Genomic DNA, 22,609 nt, shown 5'->3' on the forward strand with positions numbered 1-22,609 from the left:
TCCCGAATCGACGCTGAGCGCCCGCAGTACATCGTATGAAACGACACACATTCCCCACCCGACAGGCGTATCGAACACGAACACCCCTGTTCCGACAGCGGCGGGTCCGCCACACCACTCCGAACCGGAGGTCCTGGCATGCCAGAACGTGACACGGAAGGCCGACCCGCGGACGCGGACGAGACCCGCCGTTTTGATATATATCCACGAGAAGGACGGGGTATGGAAGATATCGCAGACCAGTACACGCCGTCGGACGTCGAGTCCGTCGTCAGCGAGTACTGGGACGAGAACGACGCGTACGAGGCGACGAAGGAGGCACACGCCGACGACCCGTCGTTCTTCTTCGTCGACGGCCCGCCGTACACGTCCGGCCAGATGCACCTGGGCACGGCGTGGAACAAGACGCTGAAGGACGCGGTCATCCGGCACAAGCGCATGACGGGGCACCAGGTCACCGACCGTCCCGGCTACGACATGCACGGCCTCCCCATCGAGGTCAAAGTCGAAGAGGAACTCGGCTTCACCTCCAAGCGCGACATCGAGGAGTTCGGCATGGAGCAGTTCATCCAGAAGTGCAAGGAGTTCGCCGTCCGCAACCGCGAGGCGATGGACGAGGACTTCCAGTCTATCGGTACGTGGATGGACTGGGACGACCCCTACGAGACGCTGTCTCCGGAGTACATGGAGGCCGCGTGGTGGGCGTTCTCGAACGTCGCCGACAACGGCTTGCTCGAACAGGGCAAACGCAGCGTCAACTACTGTCCGCGCTGTCAGACCGCCATCGCTGCGAACGAAGTCGAGTACGACGAAATCACGTCGCCGTCTATCTACGTCAAGTTCCCGCTGACGGGTCGCGAGGGCAACCTCGTCATCTGGACGACGACGCCGTGGACCATCCCGGCGAACACCTTCGTCGCCGTCGCCGAGGAGATGACCTATCAAGCCGTCCGCGCAGAGAAAGACGGCGAGAGTGAAGTGCTCTACATCGCCGAACCATGTGTCGAGGGCGTCCTGAAGAAGGGTCGCTACGAGGACTACGAAGTCCTCGACGAACTCACCGGCGAAGAGATGGTCGGCTGGGAGTACGACCACCCGCTCGCCGACGTGCTCGGCGAATACGCCGACTTCGAAGGCGCTGGAGAAGTCTACACCGCCGACTACGTCGAAGCAGACCGGACGGGTCTCGTCCACTCCGCACCTGGTCACGGTCAAGAAGACTTCGCCCGCGGCCAGGAACTCGGCCTCGACGTGTTCGTCCCCGTCGACGACAAAGGCGAGTTCACCGAACAGGGCGGCGACTACGCGGGCACGTTCGTCCGCGACGCCAACCCGATGGTCATCGAGGACCTCGACGAGCGCGGCCACCTGCTCCACGCCGGCGAGCACGACCACCGCTACGGTCACTGTTGGCGCTGTGACACGGACATCATCTTCCTCGCCACCGACCAGTGGTTCATCACGATTACCGACGTGAAAGACCAACTGCTGGACAACATCGAGGAGTCCGAGTGGCACCCACAGTGGGCCCGCGACAACCGCTTCCGCGACTTCGTGAGCGACGCCCCCGACTGGAACATCTCCCGGCAGCGCTACTGGGGTATCCCACTGCCTATCTGGGTCCCGCAAGACCCCGACGCCGAGGGCGCAAAAGAGATGATAGTCGTCGGCACGCGCGAGGAACTCGCAGAGCGCGTCGACCAGGATATCGACGCCGAGACGGTGGACCTCCACCGACCATCCGTGGACCCGCTCACCATCACCGAAGACGGTGTGACCTACGAGCGCGTCCCCGACGTGTTCGACGTGTGGATCGACTCCTCGGTCGCCACGTGGGGTACGCTCAACTTCCCGAGTGAGACGGAAGACTACGAGGAACTGTGGCCCGCCGACCTCATCATCGAGGCGCACGACCAGACGCGCGGCTGGTTCTGGTCGCAACTCGGCATGGGAACCGCCGCGACCGGCGAGTCACCGTACAAGGAGGTCATCATGCACGGGTTCGCCAACGACAAGAACGGTCGCAAGATGTCGAAGTCCGTCGGCAACATCGTCACCCCCGAGGAGGCAATCGACCGCGCCGGCCGCGACCCGCTTCGCGCCTACCTCCTCTCGCACGACCAGCAGGGTGTGGACCTCTCGTTCGAGTGGGAGGGCCTCGCCGACATGCAGTCGACGCTCAACATCTTCTGGAACGTCTTCCGCTTCCCACTGCCGTACATGGACCTCGACGGCTACGACCCGGCCGAAGCAGACCTCTCGGAGGGTGAACTCACCGTCGTCGACCAGTGGGTGCTCTCACGTCTCCAGACCGTCAAAGCCGAGATGCACGAGGCGTGGGACGACTACCAGGTCCACACGGCGCTCAACACGCTTCTCGACTTCATCACGCAGGACGTCTCGCGCTTCTACGTGAAGGCAATCCGCGAGCGCATGTGGGACGAAGAGGAGTCCGACTCCAAACTCGGCGCGTACGCGACGCTCTCGACGGTACTCGCTGAGTCCATCCAACTCATCGCTCCGTACGCACCGTACATGGCCGAGCGCATGTACCAGCGTCTCGACGGCGGCGAGACGACGGTCCACATGCTCTCGTACCCCGAGGTCGACGAGGACCTGCGCGACGAGACGCTCGAAACCAACATGGCGGTCCTTCGCGACGTCGAAGAGGCGGCGGCCCACGCGCGCCAACTGGGTGGCCGCAAACTCCGCTGGCCCGTCTCGCGCATCGTCGTCGAGTCTGACGACGAAGACGTCGCTGAAGCCGTCGAAGCCCTCTCTGACCTCCTCTCTGAGCGTGTGAACACGCGCTCGGTGGAGGTGTGCGAGGTGTTCGACGAACTCGTCGAGACGGCCGAACCGCAGATGAGCGTCATCGGGCCGGAGTTCGGGGCCGAGGCGCAGAAGATTATGGAGGCCGTCGAAGGTCTCACCCGCGCCGACGTGGAAGCAGGCGTCGACGTCGACGGTGAGACGTACGAACTCACCGACGAGATGGTCTCGTACGTCAAAGAGCCGCCGGAGAACGTCGTCGGTGCCGACTTCGAAGGTGGCACCGTCTACGTGGACACCGCGCTCACCGACGACATCGAGTCCGAGGGCTACGCCCGCGACGTCATCCGCCGCATCCAGGAGATGCGCAAGCAACTCGACCTCGACGTCGAAGAAGAAATCGACGTGGGCGTCGTCGTCGAAGACGACCGCGTCACCGGATTCGTCGAGGAGAACGCCGACCTCATCGCGTCGGAAGTTCGCGCGCGCGAGTTCGAACTCGGAACTGCCGACGGAGATACCGTCGAAGAGTGGGACGTCGAAGACGTGTCGGTGACCATCGCGGTCACGCGACTCGACTAAGCACACACCGAACCCGTCCTAACCATCCAATTTTCCCACACATCTTGGCTCGATGAGCCTTCAGCTTGACGAACACTTTTGGTCGAATCGTCCAATAGATAATGTGGACCATGAAGAAACTCATCAACGAACCCGGAGCGGTCGTAGACGAGATGCTCGATGGAATGGTAGCGGCGCACCCCGAACTGCGCCGACTCGATGGGACGAACGTCCTCGTCCGCGGCGACGCGCCGGTCGATGGGAAAGTCGCAATCGTCTCCGGCGGTGGGTCCGGCCACGAACCCACACACGCGGGATATCTCGGTGAGGGGATGCTCGACGGTGCCGCAGCAGGAGAAGTGTTCACCTCGCCGACCGCCGACCAACTGAACGAGATGATTCAGGCGACCGACTCGGGCGCGGGCGTCCTCTGTGTCGTCAAGAACTACGAAGGCGACGTGATGAACTTCGACACCGCCGCGGAGATGGCGGGGATGGAGGATGTCGAAGTCGAGCAAGTCGTCGTCAACGACGACGTCGCGGTCGAAGACTCCCTGTACACCTCGGGTCGCCGCGGTGTCGCAGGCACGATTTTCGTCCACAAGTGTGCCGGCGCGAAGGCGGCCCAGGGCGCGGACCTCGGAGAGGTCAAAGCGGTCGCAGAGAACGTCATCGACAACGTCCGAACGATGGGGATGGCTCTCACCTCGTGTATCACGCCCGAGAAAGGCGAACCCACGTTCGACCTCGGCGACGACGAAATCGAACTCGGCATCGGTATCCACGGCGAACCGGGGACCGAACGCGCCGACATCATGAGTGCCGACGAGATAACCGAACATCTGACCGAAAACGTCCTCGACGACCTCGACCTCGACGAGGGCGAAGAAGTCGTCACGATGGTCAACGGCATGGGTGGAACCCCGCTGTCGGAACTCTACATCGTCAACCGCAAACTCCAGTCGATGCTCGACGAACGCGGTATCGAGACCTGGGACGCGTGGGTCGGCGACTACATGACCTCGCTCGATATGATGGGATGTTCGGTCTCCGTCCTCCGCGTCGACGACGAACTCAAAGAACTCCTCGCCGCACCGGCGAAGACGCCGGCGCTCACGGTCACTGAAGAGTAGTCCGACGACGAGCGCACGGTCGAGACGGACTTTTTCCTGATTTTTCGCGGACCTGGAAGCGGGGCAAGGGATTAACGACCGGGGTACGAATGAAGCGACATGGCCGACGTTGATACACAACGTGAAGCGGTGTTGGAGGCGCTCGACAACGTTTCGACGCGACTCACCGACGAAAAATCGTATCTCACCGACCTCGACTCCGCAATTGGCGACGCTGACCACGGGTCGAACATGCAACGCGGCTTTTCGAAAGCGGCCGAAAAGCGCGACGACTTCTCCGAGATGGAACCCCACGAAGTCGTCAAGAACATCGGGACGACGCTCATCTCGAACGTTGGCGGCGCGTCCGGTCCACTCTACGGCGGGTCGATTATGTTCGCCAGCCAGGAACTCGAAGGCGGCATCACCACCGAAAGCTCGGTGGCGTTTGCCGAGGCGTATCTGGACAAGGTGAAAGACCGCGGTGGTGCGCAGGTCGGGTCGAAGACGATGGTCGACGCGCTCGTGCCGGCAGTCCACACCTACAAGAAATCTGTCGAACAGGACGACCTCCCACCACTGGAGGCGCTCGCGAAAGCCGTCGACGCCGCCGAACGAGGTGTCGCGTTCACCACGCCAATCAAGGCGCTGAAGGGCCGAGCATCCTTCCTCGACTGGCGCTCTGTCGGTCATCAAGACCCTGGCGCGACGAGTACGCTGTTCATCATGGAAGAACTGCTAGCGACTGCCGAGGAGTATCTCGATGGCGACGTCGTCCGTGACGCACGTGCAGACAACGCCGTTCGGAGGGACGAATGATCGGACTCGTCGTCGTCTCGCACAGCGCGAGCGCGGCCGAGGGAATCGCAGAGGTCGCCGCACAGATGGGCGGTGGGAATGCTCGAATCGTCCCCGCCGGTGGAGACGAAGACGGTATCGGCACGTCACCCGACCGCATCCGTGCGGGTCTCGAGGAGGCAGACGACGGCGACGGTGTCGTCGTACTCGTCGACTTGGGGAGCGCCGTGATGAACACAGAACTCGCGATCGAGATGGCGGCCGACGTGAACGCGGCGATTGCCGACGCACCGATTCTCGAAGGAACACTCAACGCCGCGGTGGAGACGACGAGCAAGAAAGCGACGATTCAGTCCGTCGTCGACCGCGCCGAAGAGGCACGAGAGTACCGAAAACTGAACTGACTCGGCGCTCTCGTCTGATTCTTCACTCTTCGTCGTCTGACTCGGGCGTCGAGAGCACTTCTTCGAGCGCGTCGAGCGCGGATTCGGCGTCGTCGCCGTCTGCAACGAGACGCACGTCTTCACCGTGAGAGACGTTGAGCCCAGTTACTGCGAGCATACTGGCAGCGGAGACGAGTCCGTCGTCTTCGGCGCGGCCGAGTTGGACGTCGGCGTCGAACGAGTTGGCAGTCTCGACGAACCGCGATGCTGGGCGTGCGTGCAGACCGGCTTTCGGGACGACAGTGACGATTCGTTCCATAGCTGTTGGTACCGACGCCGATGCGTTATCACTGGTGGTTGCGGAACATCGCGCCAAAAAATGGAAGGTAGCTGTGTGTTCGTGCCGTGCGTTACATTCCGAGCGTGGCGACCCACGACGAACTCGGGAAGATTCCCACGATCGCGAGAACCGCGATGAGGAACGTCCCGAAGACGATCGCGGCCGCCGGTGGGTCCCAGTGGGTGTCGCCGTGCGAGTAGAAGACACGCTGGAACGCCTCACCGAAGAGCGCGCAGATACCGCCGAACACACCGCCGATGACGAGTGCGACGATACCGAGTTCTGCGGCCCCAGACGTCCACGCGAGCGCCGCCGTCGAACCGGGCAGCGCCATGTGGTGCGTCACGGGGACGCGCTCGACGCCGAGGTTGAGGAACAGCAGACTGGCCGCCGAGATACCGAACGCGAGGAACGGACTCCCGGTGACGAGTGCGATGTACGCCGCGACGATTCCCATCACGACGCCGATAGCGCCCACTTCCTGCCACTTGTACATGTTCGGAAGCCACGGCTCGACGCTCAGGCGTCCACTCTCGCCGCCGTCTGCGACGGCACCGCCGCGAGTCTCACCGCGCTCGAACGGCGTCATGTCGAAGTAGCCGTCGCCGCGGACCTTCCCGATGATGTCGTAGCCGAAGACAGCGCGGTGGAGGAGCGCCGAGAGCGTCACACCCATCGCGATGTGGTCGTACGGCATGCTGAACGACCCCGAGAGGACGGTCAGCCAGTAACCGATGATACCGAAGACACCACCGACTGCGAGCACGTCGGGTTTCGAACCGAGTGCGAAGCCGATGTCCTTGGCTTTGTGGTAGTCGAAGCCGCTGTCGATGTAACCACGGTTGGCCGCGTAGGCGGCCGCCGCTGCACCGCCGGCGAAACTGATTGCCGGGGAGAACGGAACACCGAACGCGACGGCACCGGTGATTGCACCCGCGTCTGCGTCGACGTACGACGCCACTTCACCGGCGATGACTGCGAAGCCGGTGAAGATGAAGACGGGCAGTGCACCGATTGCTGCGCCGAATGCGCCGCCAGCGAAGGCGGCGATGATCATCTCGATGGCCCAGAGGTCTTGAAGTGCCATCGATTACTCCTCGCTATCGCGTGCCCAGTCGAGGGAGCGCTCGACTGCTTCCTTCCAGCGACCGTAGCGGTGCTCGACGTTCTGTGGGTTCGACGGGTTGAACTCGCGGTCGACCTGCCAGTTCGCGCGAAGTTCGTCCAGCGTCTCCCAGTACCCGACGGCGAGGCCGGCAGCGTAGGCAGCACCGAGTGCGGTCGTCTCGTCGACTTCTGGACGGACGATTTCGGTGTCGAGGATGTTCGACTGGAGCTGACAGAGGAAGTTGTTCTTGACTGCACCACCGTCGACACGGAGGCTCGAGAGGTCGATGTCGCTGTCTTCGACCATCGCTTCGGCGACGTCGCGCGTCTGGAACGCGATGGATTCGAGCGTCGCGCGGACGATGTGTTCGCGACGAGTGCCGCGCGTCATGCCGACGATAGTCCCGCGAGCACGCTGGTCCCAGTGCGGGGCACCGAGGCCGGCGAACGCCGGGACGAAGTAGACGCCGTCCGTCGAGTCGACGGAGCGAGCGAGTTTCTCGGACTCTGCAGCGTCCTCGATGAGCGTCATGTCTTCGAGCCACTCGATTGCGGCGCCCGTGATGAAGATGGAGCCTTCGAGTGCGTACTGGACAGGCTCACCGGAGCGCTGGAACCCGACGGTCGTGAGGAGACCGTGTTCCGACATGACGGCCTCTTCGCCGGTGTTCATCAGCATGAACGACCCGGTACCGTAGGTGTTCTTGGCGTCACCTGCGTCGAAACAGGTCTGACCGAACAGTGCTGCTTGCTGGTCACCGAGCGCACCCGCGACGGGGATTTCGGCGCCCATGAAGCCGCTTGCGTCGGTCGTTCCGTAGTAGTCGTCGTCGGACGACGGACGGACTTCCGGAACCATCTCCCGTGGGACGTTGAACTCCTCGAGGAGTTCGTCGTCCCAGTCCATGTCGTGGATGTTGAACAACATGGTCCGGGAGGCGTTCGTGACGTCAGTGATGTGGTTGCCCGTCAGCTTGTAGATGAGCCACGTGTCGATGGTACCGAAGGCAAGTTCACCTTCTTCGGCACGCTCGCGAACGTCTGCGGGACGAGCGCGCTGCAGTTTGATGGGGTCAGAGTTGTCGAGAAGCCACTCTGCCTTCGTCGCAGAGAAGTACGCGTCGGGTTCGAGGCCCGTCTTCTGCTGGACGTCGTCTTTCTTGCCCTCTTCTTCGAGCGTCTCGATTCGGTCGGTCGTCCGGCGGTCCTGCCAGACGATTGCGTTGTGAATCGGTTGCCCCGTCTCGCGGTCCCAGACGACGGTCGTCTCACGCTGGTTCGTGATACCGATTGCTTCGAGTTGCTCGGCCTCGAGATTCGCGCTCTCGAGTGCCTCGCCGATTACCTCCTTCGTGTTCTCCCAGATCTCGTTGGCGTCGTGTTCGACCCAACCTGGTTCGGGGTAGATCTGTTCGTGCTTTTCGTATGCGTTCGCGACCACTTTCCCGTCGTGGTCGAACACCATGAACCGCGTTCCTGTGGTACCCTGGTCGATGGCACCGACGTAAGTTTCTCCTGACATTGCTAACCAACCTCGATTCGAACTCTCTGCGTGAGAGTCCGACCACATTGAACATGTACAAATTATATGATAAAAGTTTCTTTACTCCTGAGTACCCACCGGCGATAGTCATTTGTCCCGATAGTGTTCTAACCGGCCAATATCTGGAGAATTATTTCGTACTGGCGCTCGTTATGGTCCTATTCGCGTGTCAACCCTCTGCATTGATTTTGCGGGGTTTCTTGAGTCGGGTTCACGGGCACGAACCGAGGGTGACCGACATCTCGAAGGTGCGAATCGAACACTGGTGACCCACGAGGTGGAACTGACGGGGGACCGCGGTAGAACTGACGGAGCGCCGCGGTAGAAGGTCCGGCGCGATTAGACCAGCGCTTCTTCGAGGAGTTGCAGTGGGTGTTTGACGTCGTATCCGGTGCCGTGTTCCATCTGCATCGAACAGGTGGGACACTCGGTCATGCCGACGTTGCCCGCGGCGTGTTCCATGTGGTCGAACATATCTGCGCCAATCTGCATCGACTTGTCGTACTTCTCTTCTTTCCACCCGTACGTCCCAGAGATACCCGAACAGGAGTCGCCCACGTCCTCGATTTCGACGCCATCGAGTTCGCGGAACAGTTCCACTGCCTGTCGGTCGAGACCTTGGTTACGACCGTGACACGGGGCGTGGTAGGCGAACGACTGGTCGGAGACGGACGCCTCACGAACCTCACTCTCGATGTCTTCGTGGATGCGGAGATACTCGAGCGCGTCGTAGGTGTGTTCCGACAGGTCGCGGATACCGTCGATGTCGAACAGTTCGGGATACTCCTGTCGGAGCGACATCGAACACGAGGTACACGACGCGATGATGTCGTAGCCCTCGGGGATGAGGCCAGCGAAGTTCTCGACGTTGATGCCGGCGGCGCGCTTCGCGTCGTCTAACATGCCGTTGGCGAACATCGGCGTCCCAGAACAGCGCTGTTTGGGGACGACGACTTCGTAGCCGAACGACTCGAAGACGCGGACCATCGCCTTCCCGACTTCGGGCGTGTTGTAGTTGGAGTAACACCCGTGGAAGTAGGCGACGCGCTTGTCTTCGGAGCGGACCTGTGGGCCGCCGCGTTCTTGCCACCATTCGCGGAACGTCTGCGTTGCGAACTCGGGGAAGTCGCGTTCGGCGGTGATTCCGAGGACCTTCTCGTTGACTTTCTGGACGAGCGAGTTGCCCATGACGGCGTTCGTCAGGCGCGGGAACATACTGCCCAGTTGGGCCAGCGTCCCGTAGTTCGCGAGGATACGATTGCGGATGTACTCCCGCGAGAACTTCTCCATCACTTCGTCGACGTACTCGCCGCGGGCCGTGTTGTGCATCTGGCTGAGCGGAACGCCAGACGGACAGGCGTCGTCACAGCGCATACAGTTCGAACACGACATGATGGAGTCGTCGACTGCGGCGTCTTCTTTCCGCTTGAGGCGCCACTGCTCTGGCCCCTGGAACTTGGGGCCGGGGAACTCGTCGTCGACTTCCGCGACTGGACAGGAGATGTCACAGGCAGTGCACTTGTAACAGTTGTCCGCACCGGGACGGAGGTCCATGTCGGTGCTCTCGGCGAACACGTCGACGGCCTCGAATTCCTCAGTCTGTGCGTCCGGAGTCAGTGACGGATTCGTCGGTGATTCTGCGTCGCTCATTGGGATGCCTCCTCGCCCGCGAGCCGGCCGGCGACGGCACCCGTCGCCAGCGAGACACCACTCGCGGATTTTTCGCGTGCAACGTCGGCACCGCCGACGACGCCGCCCGCCGCACGCAGGTTTTCGAACTGTGATTCACTGTCTTCGGTGGTCGGGCGCAACTGGTCGTCGACGACGACACCGAAGCGGGCGAACGCGTGGTCGCCGAACGCGTCGGAGTCGGACCACTCGTAACGGTCTGCGGGGTGTGGGACGTGACACCCGAACACCGGTTCGGTGACGTGTTCGCGGTTCGAGTCGAGTCCTTTGCCGACGAGGCCACCCGTCGCGAGGACGATTTGGTCCGCCTCGTACGGCGTCAACCGACTCTTCTGGTCGACCAGAACGGTCTCGATTCGACCATCGTTCGCTTCGAAGTCGACTGCGGGGTTCCCCGACGAGATGCGGACGCCCGCCTCGTCGAGAGCCTCGAACAGCATGTCTTCGAGTTTGAGACCGAGGAGACTCGGCGGCCCCGTCGGAACTTCGAAGACTTGGACACCGAGACGGTCTGCGAGTTCGTCGCGGACTGCCTCGTCGTGGTCGTCGCCGAGCATGGCCGGGAACCCGACGCGGTCCGCACCGTCTAACTCGGCGGCGACGGTGTCGGCAAGAACAGAACGTACGGTTCCTCCTGCGACGTCTTCGTCTCGGTCGAGAGCCTTCGCGAAGCGCGTGACCTTCGCGTCAGACCGGAACGACTTGGGGAACGAGATAGTCGTTCCGCGCACGTCGAAGGGGACACCTCCGGCCGTCAGATGGTCGGCAGCGACTGGTGCGTCGAAGTCGGTGAGTCCTTCGAACCCGACGAGTAGCATGTCTCCAGACGCACTCGCGAGGCCTGGCGCGACCGACTCGGGATAGCGAGCGGTCGGTTTCACCGTCCCCCCGTGTGTCGCGACGAGCGCGTTCGAATCCGTGTGGCTGCCTTCGTACGCGTCGCCAACCGCCTCGTCGAAGATGCGGAGTCCTTCGCGGATGCCGTCTTCACCGACTACCGAGTACGGGTGGCCGTCCGGGAGCGAGTCGAGGCCAGCGAACGGGTCCGCGAAGGGACCGTCGCCACCGGCGTACCCGAGTACGTCGACGAGGCCACTGGCCTGTCGGAGCGTACTCTTCTTGTGGGCGAGCAAGCGTACACGTGCGCCGGTCTCTGCGGCAGACAACGCCGCGGTGCAGGCCGCGATACCGCCGCCGATGACGAGTACGTCGTCAGTTATCGCCATTGGAACCCCCCGTACGACCGCCGTCAGTGACTGCTCCGCCATCGAACGCCGCGAAGTCGATGTCTCCATCTGCCGACGCCGGGTCTTCGTCGCGGTTCATCGTCGTGGCGTGTAGCATGTGTTTGAGTGCAGATTGTGAGAGTTGTTCGCCCCACATGGCGTGGCGTTCGCCCTTCCAGCGCTCCTGATACAGGTCGTCGAGCGAGGCCCGAACCGTCGGTTCGTCGTACTCGGGGGCGAGTTCGTTCGCCATCCGGTGACAGCACATCGCGCCCTGACAGTTCCCCATCGAGGCACGCGTCTGGATTCGGACCGAGTTGAGGTCTGTCCCCGCCGACTCCAGTGCGTCGTGAATCTCGGCGCGAGTGACGGCTTCGCACTCACAGACGACGGGATTCGGTTCCATGCTGTTCAGCACGTCGTCGGCGCGCGACCCGAGTCGCTGGACCGACCGACGGCCGATTGGCGACCGGAGGTTGAAGTCGTCCATGTAGTCGCGGAGGACGGTGAAGTCCTCACTCCCCGGAAGCGGTTCGTCTGCGGTGCGGCACTCGGCTTCGACGTCGAGTTTCTCGCAGACGTGGTCCGAAATCTTCTCGGCCATCATCCGGTAGGTCGTGAGTTTCCCGCCGACGATGCTCGTCATGCCGGGGAGGTCGTCACGCTGGTCGTGGTCGAGGAGGAAGAACTCGCGGGTAATGTCCGTCGGGTCTTCCGTCCCCGTTCCCGGCGGTTCGTAGAGCGGTCGAACGCCCCAGAACGAACGAATCGTCCGTGCGTCTTTCAGCATCGGAACGAGTTCCGAGAGCGTGTCTATCATCAGGTCGACTTCCCACCCCTCTTCGGGGTAGTCTTCTGGGTCTTCGACTTCTTCGTCCGTCGTGCCGAGGATACACGTCGTCTCGTGCGGAACGATGATGTCGGCATCGCCCTTCGGTCGGCAGCGGTTGACGACCGTATCGACCTGCCGGGTGTTCATGATGGTCATGACGCCCTTCGAGGGACGGACCTCGACGTCGACGCCGGCGAGGTCGCCGACTTGGCCCGCCCACGCGCCAGTCGCGTTGACGACGTAGTCGGCGCGAATCTCTTCGACTTCACCGGGTTGCCCGTGGACGTACGGCCCCGACCCGGATTTGTGTGTCACTTCGACGCCGACGACTTCGCCGTCTTCGATGAGTACGTCGGTGACTTCGGAGTGTGTCTCGATTCGTGCCCCGTGTTCGATGGCACTCGCCGCGTTGGCGACACAGAGACGGAATGGGTCGATAGCTCCGTCCGGAACCTTGATGGCTCGCTTGATGTCTTTCGCGAGGTACGGTTCTACTTCGCGGGCCTCCTCGGCCGACAGAACTTCGGCGGGGATACCACACTCGCGGCACCCCTCTAGTTTCTGTTCGAAGTACTCGTCGGAGTCTTCCGGGCGCTGGACGAACAGTCCGCCCGTCATCTCGACGCAATGGCCCGCGATTCGTCTGAGGACGCGGTTTTCTACGATGCACTCTTTCGCAGACGGTTGGTCGGACACCGCGTACCGACCACCGCTGTGGAGAAGACCGTGCATCCGCCCCGTCGTCCCGTGTGTGAGATTCCCCTTCTCGACGAGGGTCACGTCCAGGCCACGCATCGCAAGGTCCCGTGCGATACCTGTCCCGGTCGACCCCCCGCCAATGACGAGGACGCTCGGCGATTTAGTCATCCGTCTTTCGTGAACTACGTTTGCCAGCACTTTATTTTATCTTCACTGTTCTCGTTATCGGGACGTTTCAGAAAATCGAGCAGTTTTCCAGAATTTACCACCGGTCACACCCCGATTATTTGCGTTGCAGGCCCAATATTCGTGGTCTATAAATACGTCCAGAAATCTTAAATCATCGTTCGAATTAGTTACTGCTGGTTCCGGAATCGCCCCCGGTCTCCAGCGCCAAACTGGTGATATTGACCTGTTGGGAGCCTCACATTTTGTGACGTGTGTTCGCACGCGTCACGTGTGTGGGGTCGAAGACGACCCAATTTTTATCTGTGGTCGGGGTACCGCTGAACCGACAGACCAGACGTCATGCGACTCGAAGACAGAATCACACGACGCCGTCGGCGCGGAGAGACTCGCCGTGTCGTGCGCGACCTGAGTGTGCTGAACCCCACCGTCCACCCGGACGAACCGACAGGACGAGGACCAACACTCGAACGTATCCTCGACGTTCTCGACCCCGTTTTCGATGGCGCGTTGCCTCCACACGCGCATATCCACGGCCCGAAAGGAGTGGGTAAATCTGCAGTCGTGACCACACTCTTCGACCACCTGGCGCGCGCGATTCCCTCACAACAGTCGGTTATCTACACGACGACTCGCACTGCCGGTTCGCCGAACACCTCGTTCGCGTACGTCGACGCTCGCAGTGCCCCGACCGAGTTTACACTCCTTCACGCGACGCTCGACGCGCTCACAGACGAGCCAGTTCCCAAGCAGGGTGTCGGCAACGAGGCACTTCGAGAGCGCCTGCGACACCGTCTCTCTCACGACGAGCGAGCAGTCGTCGCCGTCGACCACGTCGGCGAACCGGAGACGTACTCGGCTTCGACCGCCATGGAACTTCTCGACGACGTGTCGCCTCACGTCTCGGTTCTCACGGTCGGGCGAACACCTATCGAAGGGTTCAGCGATAGCGTCGAGTCAGTCGCTGTTGCGCCGTACGAGCGTCACGACCTGGTCGACATCCTCGTCGAGCGCGCGACCGACGCCATCGCGCGAAACGCGCTCACTCACAACGCGACGAGCGAAGTGGCAGCGTGGGCCGAAGGTGATGCACACGACGCGCTCTCGGCACTGTACGGCGCGGCGACACTGGTTGCGGCCGATGGTGCAGACCGACTCGGCACGGAGTACGTCACCGCCGGCATCGACGCAGTCCCCGACGACGGGTGTTCGCTCGGTCGAGTGTTCGCCCTCCCAGAGAGCCACCACGACGTGCTTCGTGCCTTCGTCTCGCTCGACGAGGGAGAGGCGGTGTCAGTCTCTGAAGCGACAGAAGGAATCGCGGCGACGCCTTCGGTCTCCCTGTCGGAGACGACTATCCGGCGTCTCGTCTACGAACTCTCTGACCTCGGGGTCGTCCGCCGCGTTCCAGTCGAAGCGTCCGCAGACGGACCGGGGCGACCTGCCACGCGGCCACTCCCCAACTTCTCGACACTGACCTTCCGCGGTCTCGACGGCGCCGACCGCTGACTCTATCTCCCCGGTGTCCTTAGCGCCGGTATGGTTCCGCCGCTTGTCCTCGATATCGACGGGACGCTTACCGACGCACAGGGACGACTCGACCCACGAGCTTTCGAGTACCTCCCGTCGTGGGAAGCACCCGTCGTACTCGCGACCGGGAAGGCGTTCCCGTATCCAGTCTCACTGTGTCATTATCTCGGCCTCGAACAGACGGTCATCGCCGAGAACGGTGGTGTCGTCCTCGTCGGTGGAGAGGTGTCCTACGCAGGCGACAGAGACGCCGCACAGGCTGCTGCCGACGAGTTCGTCTCACGTGGTGGGGACCTCGGATGGGACGCCGCCGACACCGTCAACCGCTGGCGTGAGACCGAAATCGCCGTCAGTCTCGACGCGGACGAAGAACTCCTCCGGGAGGTTGCTGCGTCGTACGACCTCGAAGTCATCGACACTGGATTCGCGTACCACGTCAAGTCGCACGGGGTCGAAAAGGGGGCCGGCCTCGAACTCGTCTGTGAGACGATGGCGTACGACCCAACGGACTTCGTCGCTATCGGCGACAGTGAGAACGACGCATCGACGTTCCGCGTCGTCGGTCAGTCGTACGCCGTCGCCAACGCCGACGACGTCGCGAAAGAGGCAGCAGACGACGTGTTAGAGAAGTCGTATATGGACGGGACGCTGTCGGTGCTAGAGTCACTGTCAGAGTCGTAAGCAGACGAGTCGGTCGTCACATCGAAGTTGGATGGTGGACGTGTCTCAGACCATCTCTTCGAACGGGGCGAACCGACCGTTGATATCCCACTCGTGGATACAAAACGGACTTCCAATCTGCTTTTCGCCGTCTTCCGTCGCAACTCGCCACGTCGCCGCGTCGGCGTCCCAGCGTTCCACTCGACCACAGCGCTCACAGGCGCGGCGCGTCGGCCGTCGAAGTTGGGGTTCCATATGTGTGTGAGTGATTGTCGGTACGCAAAAGCCCATCGCAGTCGGCATATTCACCACCATCTGGTGAGGTCTCTACACAACCACACCGAACCGATGCTACTTACCGGCCGCCGACTCGACTGTACGTATGGGCTTTCACACCTTCGACGTCGACGCCGCAGCGAAACTCGATGACCCCGCGAGATACCGCTTCGTCTCACGGGAGGAACTCCTCTCACACCTCGGCCCTGGGTCGGGTGACGTGGTCGCCGACCTCGGAAGTGGCACTGGATTCTTCACCGACGACGTCGCACCGTACGTCCAGACACTCTACGCAGTAGACCTCCAAGAGGAGATGCACGATTTCTACCGTGAGAAGGGAGCTCCCGAGAACGTCGAGTTTGTCACCGCGAACGTGGCGGCACTCCCGTTCGAAGACGACGACCTCGACGCCGCCTTCTCGACTATGACGTACCACGAGTTCGAGAGCGACGATGCGATGGCTGAACTCGCACGCGTCGTTCGACCGGGAGGGACCGTGGTCGTGGTCGATTGGTCCACGACTGGCGAGGGTGCTTCTGGGCCGCCGACGACCGAACGGTTCGGACTCGCAGACGCCATCGACGCCTTCGAATCGGTCGGATTCACCATCACACACGGTGAGACACGTCACGAGACGTTCGTCGTCGTCGCCCGCCGCTAACCGAACTGAAATTTACATTCTAAATCATCGTTCGTTATCTACTGAAGTAACAGTTCGTCGGACCTCGAATCGTATTAATTTCCTAGAATAGTTTAGCCCGTATCAGGAAAAACGTTATATTTTGGACTATGCTATCTGTTGTCATGGTAATACACAACTCGGTAATCGATGGCTACAGTGCCTCGGAAGGCTACTTCGAGTGTCGTTCCTGCGGAACGCGGACGGTCAGCGAGACGCACCTAGCAGCGTGTCCAGATTGCAGCGGGTCGGTTCGGAACATCGCTGTTCCGCGTGAGTAACCTGTCTGTTCCATTCGAACGGTCGGAATCGTCCGTTTACGATTCGATGACTGCCGTGTAGCGGTCGACCAACAGAACGAGTATCGCGCCACCGACCGCCGTGAGCGCGAAGAGGCCAAAGAGTTCGAGCGACCACGTCTGTCCTAACTCGGCCAGTTTCTCGGTCGTCTTCACCACGGGTGCGCGGAGTGCGCCGACGATGAGACTCACGAGAAACGCGAGCGTCGGCCGCCGGTAATGTTCGAGTGCCCATCTGACCACGTGTGCAATCGTGAACAGGCCGACGAGTGCGCCGGTGATGAAGGCCACGACGATGGTTCCCGGTTCGACGAGTGCGGACGCTGGCCCGCCAGTTGCAACGTCGATGAGTCTGTCGACGAACTCGCTGAGCGTGGACGTCATGTACTCGTACTGCCCGAGAAGTAACAACAGAAGCGACCCAGAGATACCGGGGAGAATCATTGCACTCACGGCGATTGCCCCCGCGACGACGGTCACCGACAGGGAGTTCCCGAGTGCGGTTCCGACGGTTCCCGACGCGACGAATGCGACGGTGAACCCGGCGACTGCAGCAGCGATTTCGCGTGGCGTGTCGAGTGACACCTGCGAGTAGAGCACGACTGCAGACGCCGCGATGAGACCGAAGAAGAACCCGAACGTCGGGACTGGATAGCTATCGATAGCGACGGTGAGCACGCGCGTGATGGTGATGATTGCCGTGGCGATGCCGGCACCGAGGACGACGAGGAACCCGATGTCGATTTCCCGTAATGCGGCGACTGCGTCGCGCCGACCGTTCGGGAAGAGCCCGCGGAGGACCCGCTCGATACGTTCGGGATTGATTGCAGTGACCGCACTGATGAGTCGTTCGTAGATTCCCGTTACGAGTGCGATCGTCCCGCCAGAGACGCCTGGGACAGCGTCTGCGGCGCCCATGCAGACACCTTTCAGATAGAGTACGAGCCAAGAGTAGAGGGCCGGACGGTCGTCCGTTTGTGTCGACATTTGGTTGTCCGAATCTTTGCTGGCATCCATATCAGTCCACCGTTACGTGAGGCGAACTCGTCTCGTCCCCACGCTTGCCCTGTCCCCGAACTCGGCAGTCGTGACCCGCGACACGAACTCGGAAAGAATCAAACCGACGGACGGTCACACTGTTTCTCATGGAACTCAGCATCGTCGGCAGTGGGTACGTCGGAACGACGCTCGCGGCGTGTTTCGCTGACCTCGGCCACGACGTAGTGAACGTCGATATCGACGAGGATATCGTCGAATCGCTCAACGCCGGAGCGGCACCGATTCACGAACCCGGACTCGACGAACTCGTCGAACGGTACGCCGGTGACCGACTGCGAGCGACGACCGACTACGACGAGATTCTCGACACCGACGCGACGTTCCTCGCCCTGCCGACACCTTCGAACGAGGATGGAAGCATCGACCTCAGAGCGATGCAGGCGGCGGCAGACGCACTCGGTGAGACCCTCTCGAAGAAGGACGGATACCACCTCGTCGTCACCAAGAGTACCGTCACACCGACGACGACCGAGGAAGTCATCGCTCCGCGAATCGAAGAGGCGTCCGGCAAGACCGTCGGCGAGGAGTTCGACGTCGGGATGAACCCCGAGTTCCTGCGCGAGGGAACTGCAGTCGAAGATTTCCTCGACCCCGACAAAATCGTCCTCGGCGCCAACACCGACCGGGCGTTCGACCTGCTGGACGAGATTTTTGCACCACTCGTCGAGCGGGCCGACGACCCCGCAGTCGTTCGGACGGGCATCCGAGAAGCCGAGATGATAAAGTACGCCAACAACGCCTTCCTCGCGTCGAAGATTAGCCTCGCAAACGACCTCGCGAACATCTGCAAAGAGTTCGGTGTCGATTCGTACGAAGTCCTCGAAGCCATCGGCCTCGACTCGCGCATCGGGTCGTCGTTCCTCGCTGCTGGCCTCGGATGGGGTGGGTCGTGCTTCCCGAAAGATACGGCCGCTATCATCGCCGCCGCTCGCTCTCGTGGATACGAACCGCGTCTCTTGCAGGCCGCCGTCGACGTCAACGACCAGCAACCACTTCGGATGCTCGACCTGCTCGAAGACCGATTCGACCCCGCCGGGAAGCGAGTCGCCGTCCTCGGCCTGTCGTTCAAGCCAGGGACCGACGACATCCGCGAATCGCGTGCAATCCCACTCATCGACGCACTTCTCGACGCCGGTGCGACCGTCGTCGGCTACGACCCTGTCGCCACCGACAACATGCGCGAGAAGTTCCCCGATATCGAGTACACGTCGACGGCCGCCGCCGCTCTCGAAGACGCTGACGCTGCGCTCGTCGCCACTGACTGGGACGAGTTCGCCGCACTCGACGACGAGTTCGACGAGATGCGTGAGCGAGTCGTCATCGACGGTCGTCGCATCGTGACACGCCGCGACGGTCTCGACTACGAGTCACTCGTCTGAACGGCCCCGACTCCGAACCATTCGTCTGAACGCACCCGACTCCGAACCGGCCCCCTGAATCCCCGGCCGTTCTGAACGCCACTTTCTTCGAACGTTTTCGACGACGACTGCTGGGTTCCGAAATAGACGACTCTACTCAGCTCTGCGCATCGCAGCCCTCGTCACTATGGAGAGAGCCACTATGGAGAGAGCCACTATGGAGAGAGCGTGGCCACTTCGTCGGTAGTGGCCAAAAGAAAGTACCGTGAAACTGCGTGTCCGCGTTACGCGGCGACGGCAGTCGAAACCGCAGTAGAGTCGACGTAGTTCGATTCGTTCGAAGCCGAGTCGTCGGACGACTGCTCAGTGAACGTCAGTTCCTGCTCACTGCGTTCGAGCGTGACGTCGACAGTGCCAGCTTCAGCACCGTTGACGAGGCCCTCGTCGACGCTGACGTTCTGTGCTTGGTAGGTGACGATGGTGCTGTTCCCTTCGAACGACGTCGGGCCAGTGAACGTGTAGTCGCCCGTCGCACGGACGCTCACGTTGGTGTAGCCGTTTTCGGGACCGTAGTCGTCGTAGCCGGTCGTCGAGTACGGCAGCGTCATCGTGAACTCTCCGTCTTCGTTCGTCTGGACGTGCTGGACGTAGGTGAACGTCGTGTTCGTCGTCAGATCACGCATCTCGACACGTGCAGTCACGTTCGAGTTAGCCGGGGCACCACTGCCTTCGACCGTCGCACCGGGGACTCGCTCGAACGTCTTGACCCACGCTGGGTTGTTGCCGAGGAGGACCTGTGGTTGGATGCCGTAGGTGTTGCCCGCGCGGATGAGCGAGTTCTGGTAGGAACTGGAGCGAAGTGCCGAACTGTTCGACGACTTCACGAGGCGGTAGTGGTCGAGCGCCTCGACGCGCTCTTCGGGGAACGTGCCGACGCCACCGATCTGCGAGCTTCCGTCGGTTTCGACGTACTCCTCGGCGGCGCTCATGTTGTCGAACGTCTTGATAGGCTGGCCGTCTGCCGGCGTCACCTTGAACGTCACCTCACCGTCGGTGGACGTGCGTTCGTCCCAGTCGACGACGACTGGCGATGGGTCACGAGCACTCCCGTGGAACTTGTAGAGACGCACCATCAGGCTCTCGTAGTAGCGCTGGTCGTTGACGTTCGTCGCGGAGGCGACTCGTTCCTGGCCGTTCTGTTCTTGAAGCCGGTACATCCGGTCGTAGAAGTCCGTCGTGGAGACGTTGGACTCGTCGTACCAGACCGTCGGTGCGCCGAACTTCGACTCGGTCGAGACCATCTGCCAGTCGACCATGACGTAGCGAGTGTCGTCGCCTTCGCCGTCGTCACCCATGGAGGTGAGGACGTCTTTGGCCTGCTGTTCGTCAGGTGCGAGGAGGTAGTTCGCCGCCTCCGCCGCGCCACCCTGGAACGGGTTGGCGTTCGGGATGCGTTCACCGAGGACCGTAATCCAGTGACCGTAGTCCCACCACGACATCACGCCGTAGGAACCGTCTGGATAGTCGAAGTCGTCTGCGTACTTGTACGTCCCGTAGTACTCCATCTGGTTCGACGCACCGCCGAACTCACCTTCTTCGGGAGTGTTAGTCTGCATCCATCCGAGCGTTTCGTCCCACTGGGTGACGGTGCCTGGCCCAGTTTGAGACGCCTGCATGGCCGTCTGAGACGTGCCACCGTTACCGAGTTGAATCGGAACGATGAGGACTGGCGTGAGGATGAGGAGGACGGCGAAGGCTACTGCCGCGACCTGCCCGTACGAGACGTCGTCGAGTCGGTCGACGTTGGCGAGGCCGATGAAGTCGATGCCGAGTGCCTCACGGAGGAGGTACGCGTTCATCACCGCGACGACCACTGCGAGGTAGTAGTTGAAACGAACCTGCGTGAAGGCGGCAGACGTCATGATGGCCGCCCAGACGAGGATGAACAGGTGTTCACTCTCGTAGTCTGCTTGCATCACTGCACCCACGATGAGGGCAGTGACGATACCGAGACTGACGAGCGAGGATTCGAGTCCGAGTACTGCGCCGATTCCTGCCGGAAGGGCTGGAATGAGGAAGAGGACGCCGATGAGGGCGATGCTCCCGGCGACGTACCCGAGTTTTCGAGTGTCGCCATCACGGACGAGTGGCTTGGCGACGAACCAGATTGCCGCCACGACACCCGTGAAGAACGTGAACCCGTACTCGGACATGATGCGGTCGACCGCCGTCAGACCGCTCGCTTGGAGAATGTTCGCTGCGAGGAACGGTTGTGCCTCACCGATGGTACGGGTCGCTGCACCGGCGCTGAACCCGACCGTCCGGAGGAAGTTGCGTGCAATCGAACCGAAGACGTTCGGGAGGACGAGCGAGAACAACACCAGACCGACGAGCATGATGCCGCCGACTGCTGCTGGGTAGTATCGGTCGTCGACGTCGTTCGACTCCCACCAGCGAGCGAGTGCGGCGAGGAACACCGCACCCAGTCCGACGCCGAAGGAGAACAGCGGTTGCAGGAAGCCGAAGTCGGTCACACCGAACGTCATCTCTTCGAGCGGGACGAACATCAGCACACCCGTGACCACCATCGAGACAGCACCGACGAATGCGGCGTGCTCGGGTGACCGTCCACGAGCGTAGTCGGAGACCATCTTCAAGACCAAGAAGAGGCCGAAGATACCGACCAGGAGGATGCCCGGTGGCCACGACCACATGTAGATGGCCGTCGCGACACCGGCGAGCGCGGACCACATCAGTGGCTCGCGGAGTGCGTCGAAATCACGGGCTTCGACGAGTTCCCAGACGGGTTTCTCTCGGTCGGCAACCGTGAGGGCGACCATGATTGCGAGGACGGCGAAGCCCATGAAGAACGGTTCTGCGATGTTGTGGTCTGCGAATCCGACGAGCCCACGCCGGAGGAACGTTCCGGGGAGGAGCATCAAGATGACTGCGCCGAAGAGGCCACCGAGACGGCCACCGAGACGCTTTCCGATGAGGTACGTCGGGATGGCGATTAGTGCCCCGAAGACGGCGGGAGCGACCAAGAGCGTCTTTGCGACGAGGTCGGCCGACGGACTCCCGAGTCCGACGACGAGTGCTGCAGTCGCGACGATTTGGTCGTAAATCGTCCCGAACTGGCCTGCTGTTCGACCGAATGGGAACTCGGTCCACGGGTCGAACGGCATCGTAGTCGGCCAGTTCCGGACGGTGTATTCCACCTGGCGGAGGTGATACCAGGCGTCGTTTCCTGAGAAGAACACCGACCCATCTCGAATGAACGCGTCGTAACTGCGGAGGCGTATCCACAGCATGACGAGGACGATAGTCGAGAGGACCGGTATGTGATACCAGTCGCGAGCGAGATCCGCTACGGAGGGCGAATGCTCTTGTTGCTCGTCGCTCATTGTGCCAAACAACTGTTAAGCTGTTCATAAGCCTTGTGATAGGGTATTTCGAGGGAAACGGTTGGCTCGGTTGAAAGACAATGCTTATTCGACACT

Annotated in this window: 18 protein-coding genes; 9 read left to right on the plus strand and 9 right to left on the minus strand. The window is 61.8% G+C overall.

Annotation, left to right across the window (positions count from 1 at the left end):
• Positions 1-222: 222 nt before the first annotated feature.
• The 4 genes from ileS to dhaM all read left to right on the plus strand — a co-directional run bounded on the left by ileS (position 223) and on the right by dhaM (position 5,647).
• Positions 223-3,354 carry an isoleucine--tRNA ligase gene (gene ileS, locus GJR99_RS01415; protein WP_151108894.1) on the plus strand — a complete coding sequence of 1,044 codons (3,132 nt, stop codon included), beginning with the start codon at positions 223-225 and terminating at the stop codon, positions 3,352-3,354.
• Positions 3,355-3,464: 110 nt separating this feature from the next.
• The gene (dhaK, locus tag GJR99_RS01420; RefSeq protein ID WP_151108895.1) at positions 3,465-4,466 is read left to right on the plus strand and encodes a dihydroxyacetone kinase subunit DhaK; all 1,002 of its coding nucleotides are present in this window, start codon (positions 3,465-3,467) and stop codon (positions 4,464-4,466) included.
• Positions 4,467-4,565: 99 nt separating this feature from the next.
• The gene (dhaL, locus tag GJR99_RS01425; protein WP_151108896.1) at positions 4,566-5,264 is read left to right on the plus strand and encodes a dihydroxyacetone kinase subunit DhaL; all 699 of its coding nucleotides are present in this window, start codon (positions 4,566-4,568) and stop codon (positions 5,262-5,264) included.
• Entirely contained in the window at positions 5,261-5,647 is a 387-nt protein-coding gene (gene dhaM, locus GJR99_RS01430; protein ID WP_151108897.1) for a dihydroxyacetone kinase phosphoryl donor subunit DhaM, read from the plus strand. The genes dhaL and dhaM overlap by 4 nt, the downstream gene beginning before the upstream one ends.
• 22 nt (positions 5,648-5,669) lie before the next feature.
• On the opposite strand, the gene ptsH1 is transcribed toward dhaM, so the two are convergent.
• The 6 genes from ptsH1 to glpA form a co-directional block, all read right to left on the minus strand.
• On the minus strand, positions 5,670-5,945 hold the full coding sequence (gene ptsH1, locus GJR99_RS01435; protein WP_151108898.1) for a phosphocarrier protein HPr: 276 nt from the start codon (positions 5,943-5,945) through the stop codon (positions 5,670-5,672).
• A 91-nt stretch (positions 5,946-6,036) separates the two neighbouring features.
• Complete coding sequence (locus GJR99_RS01440) at positions 6,037-7,053, minus strand: hypothetical protein (protein WP_151108899.1); 1,017 nt, start codon at positions 7,051-7,053, stop codon at positions 6,037-6,039.
• Between the two features lie 3 nt (positions 7,054-7,056).
• Entirely contained in the window at positions 7,057-8,595 is a 1,539-nt protein-coding gene (gene glpK / locus GJR99_RS01445; RefSeq protein WP_151108900.1) for a glycerol kinase GlpK, read from the minus strand.
• A gap of 360 nt (positions 8,596-8,955) precedes the next feature.
• Complete coding sequence (locus GJR99_RS01450) at positions 8,956-10,266, minus strand: anaerobic glycerol-3-phosphate dehydrogenase subunit C (RefSeq protein WP_151108901.1); 1,311 nt, start codon at positions 10,264-10,266, stop codon at positions 8,956-8,958.
• Positions 10,263-11,531, minus strand: coding sequence for a glycerol-3-phosphate dehydrogenase subunit GlpB (gene glpB, locus GJR99_RS01455; protein ID WP_151108902.1), 1,269 nt, complete (start codon positions 11,529-11,531; stop codon positions 10,263-10,265). The genes GJR99_RS01450 and glpB overlap by 4 nt, the downstream gene beginning before the upstream one ends.
• Positions 11,518-13,230, minus strand: coding sequence for an anaerobic glycerol-3-phosphate dehydrogenase subunit GlpA (gene glpA / locus GJR99_RS01460; RefSeq protein ID WP_151108903.1), 1,713 nt, complete (start codon positions 13,228-13,230; stop codon positions 11,518-11,520). The genes glpB and glpA overlap by 14 nt, the downstream gene beginning before the upstream one ends.
• 360 nt (positions 13,231-13,590) lie before the next feature.
• On the opposite strand from glpA, the gene GJR99_RS01465 reads away from it, so the two are divergent.
• Both GJR99_RS01465 and GJR99_RS01470 read left to right on the plus strand, forming a co-directional pair.
• Entirely contained in the window at positions 13,591-14,757 is a 1,167-nt protein-coding gene (locus GJR99_RS01465) for a Cdc6/Cdc18 family protein (protein ID WP_151108904.1), read from the plus strand.
• Positions 14,758-14,787: 30 nt separating this feature from the next.
• Positions 14,788-15,459: a phosphoglycolate phosphatase gene (locus GJR99_RS01470; RefSeq protein WP_151108905.1), complete on the plus strand. Its 672-nt coding sequence runs from the start codon at positions 14,788-14,790 to the stop codon at positions 15,457-15,459.
• Between the two features lie 45 nt (positions 15,460-15,504).
• On the opposite strand, the gene GJR99_RS01475 is transcribed toward GJR99_RS01470, so the two are convergent.
• Positions 15,505-15,693 carry an HEWD family protein gene (locus GJR99_RS01475; RefSeq protein WP_151108906.1) on the minus strand — a complete coding sequence of 63 codons (189 nt, stop codon included), beginning with the start codon at positions 15,691-15,693 and terminating at the stop codon, positions 15,505-15,507.
• Between the two features lie 127 nt (positions 15,694-15,820).
• Between GJR99_RS01475 and GJR99_RS01480 the strand changes: the two genes are divergently transcribed.
• Positions 15,821-16,375 carry a class I SAM-dependent methyltransferase gene (locus tag GJR99_RS01480; protein ID WP_151108907.1) on the plus strand — a complete coding sequence of 185 codons (555 nt, stop codon included), beginning with the start codon at positions 15,821-15,823 and terminating at the stop codon, positions 16,373-16,375.
• A gap of 143 nt (positions 16,376-16,518) precedes the next feature.
• A complete protein-coding gene (locus GJR99_RS01485; protein WP_151108908.1) occupies positions 16,519-16,674 on the plus strand; it encodes a rubrerythrin-like domain-containing protein in 156 nt (51 codons plus the stop codon).
• A 36-nt stretch (positions 16,675-16,710) separates the two neighbouring features.
• Here GJR99_RS01485 and GJR99_RS01490 read toward each other — a convergent pair whose 3' ends face one another.
• On the minus strand, positions 16,711-17,679 hold the full coding sequence (locus GJR99_RS01490) for a DUF368 domain-containing protein (RefSeq protein WP_151108909.1): 969 nt from the start codon (positions 17,677-17,679) through the stop codon (positions 16,711-16,713).
• 158 nt (positions 17,680-17,837) lie between these two features.
• On the opposite strand from GJR99_RS01490, the gene aglM reads away from it, so the two are divergent.
• Entirely contained in the window at positions 17,838-19,130 is a 1,293-nt protein-coding gene (aglM, locus tag GJR99_RS01495; protein WP_151108910.1) for a UDP-glucose 6-dehydrogenase AglM, read from the plus strand.
• A 263-nt stretch (positions 19,131-19,393) separates the two neighbouring features.
• Here aglM and GJR99_RS01500 read toward each other — a convergent pair whose 3' ends face one another.
• Positions 19,394-22,513 (minus strand): oligosaccharyl transferase, archaeosortase A system-associated, encoded by a 3,120-nt coding sequence (locus GJR99_RS01500; RefSeq protein ID WP_151108911.1) that lies wholly within the window; start codon positions 22,511-22,513, stop codon positions 19,394-19,396.
• Positions 22,514-22,609: the final 96 nt, after the last annotated feature.

The sequence above is a fragment of the Haloferax marinum genome, assembly GCF_009674625.1.
Taxonomy (GTDB): domain Archaea; phylum Halobacteriota; class Halobacteria; order Halobacteriales; family Haloferacaceae; genus Haloferax; species Haloferax marinum.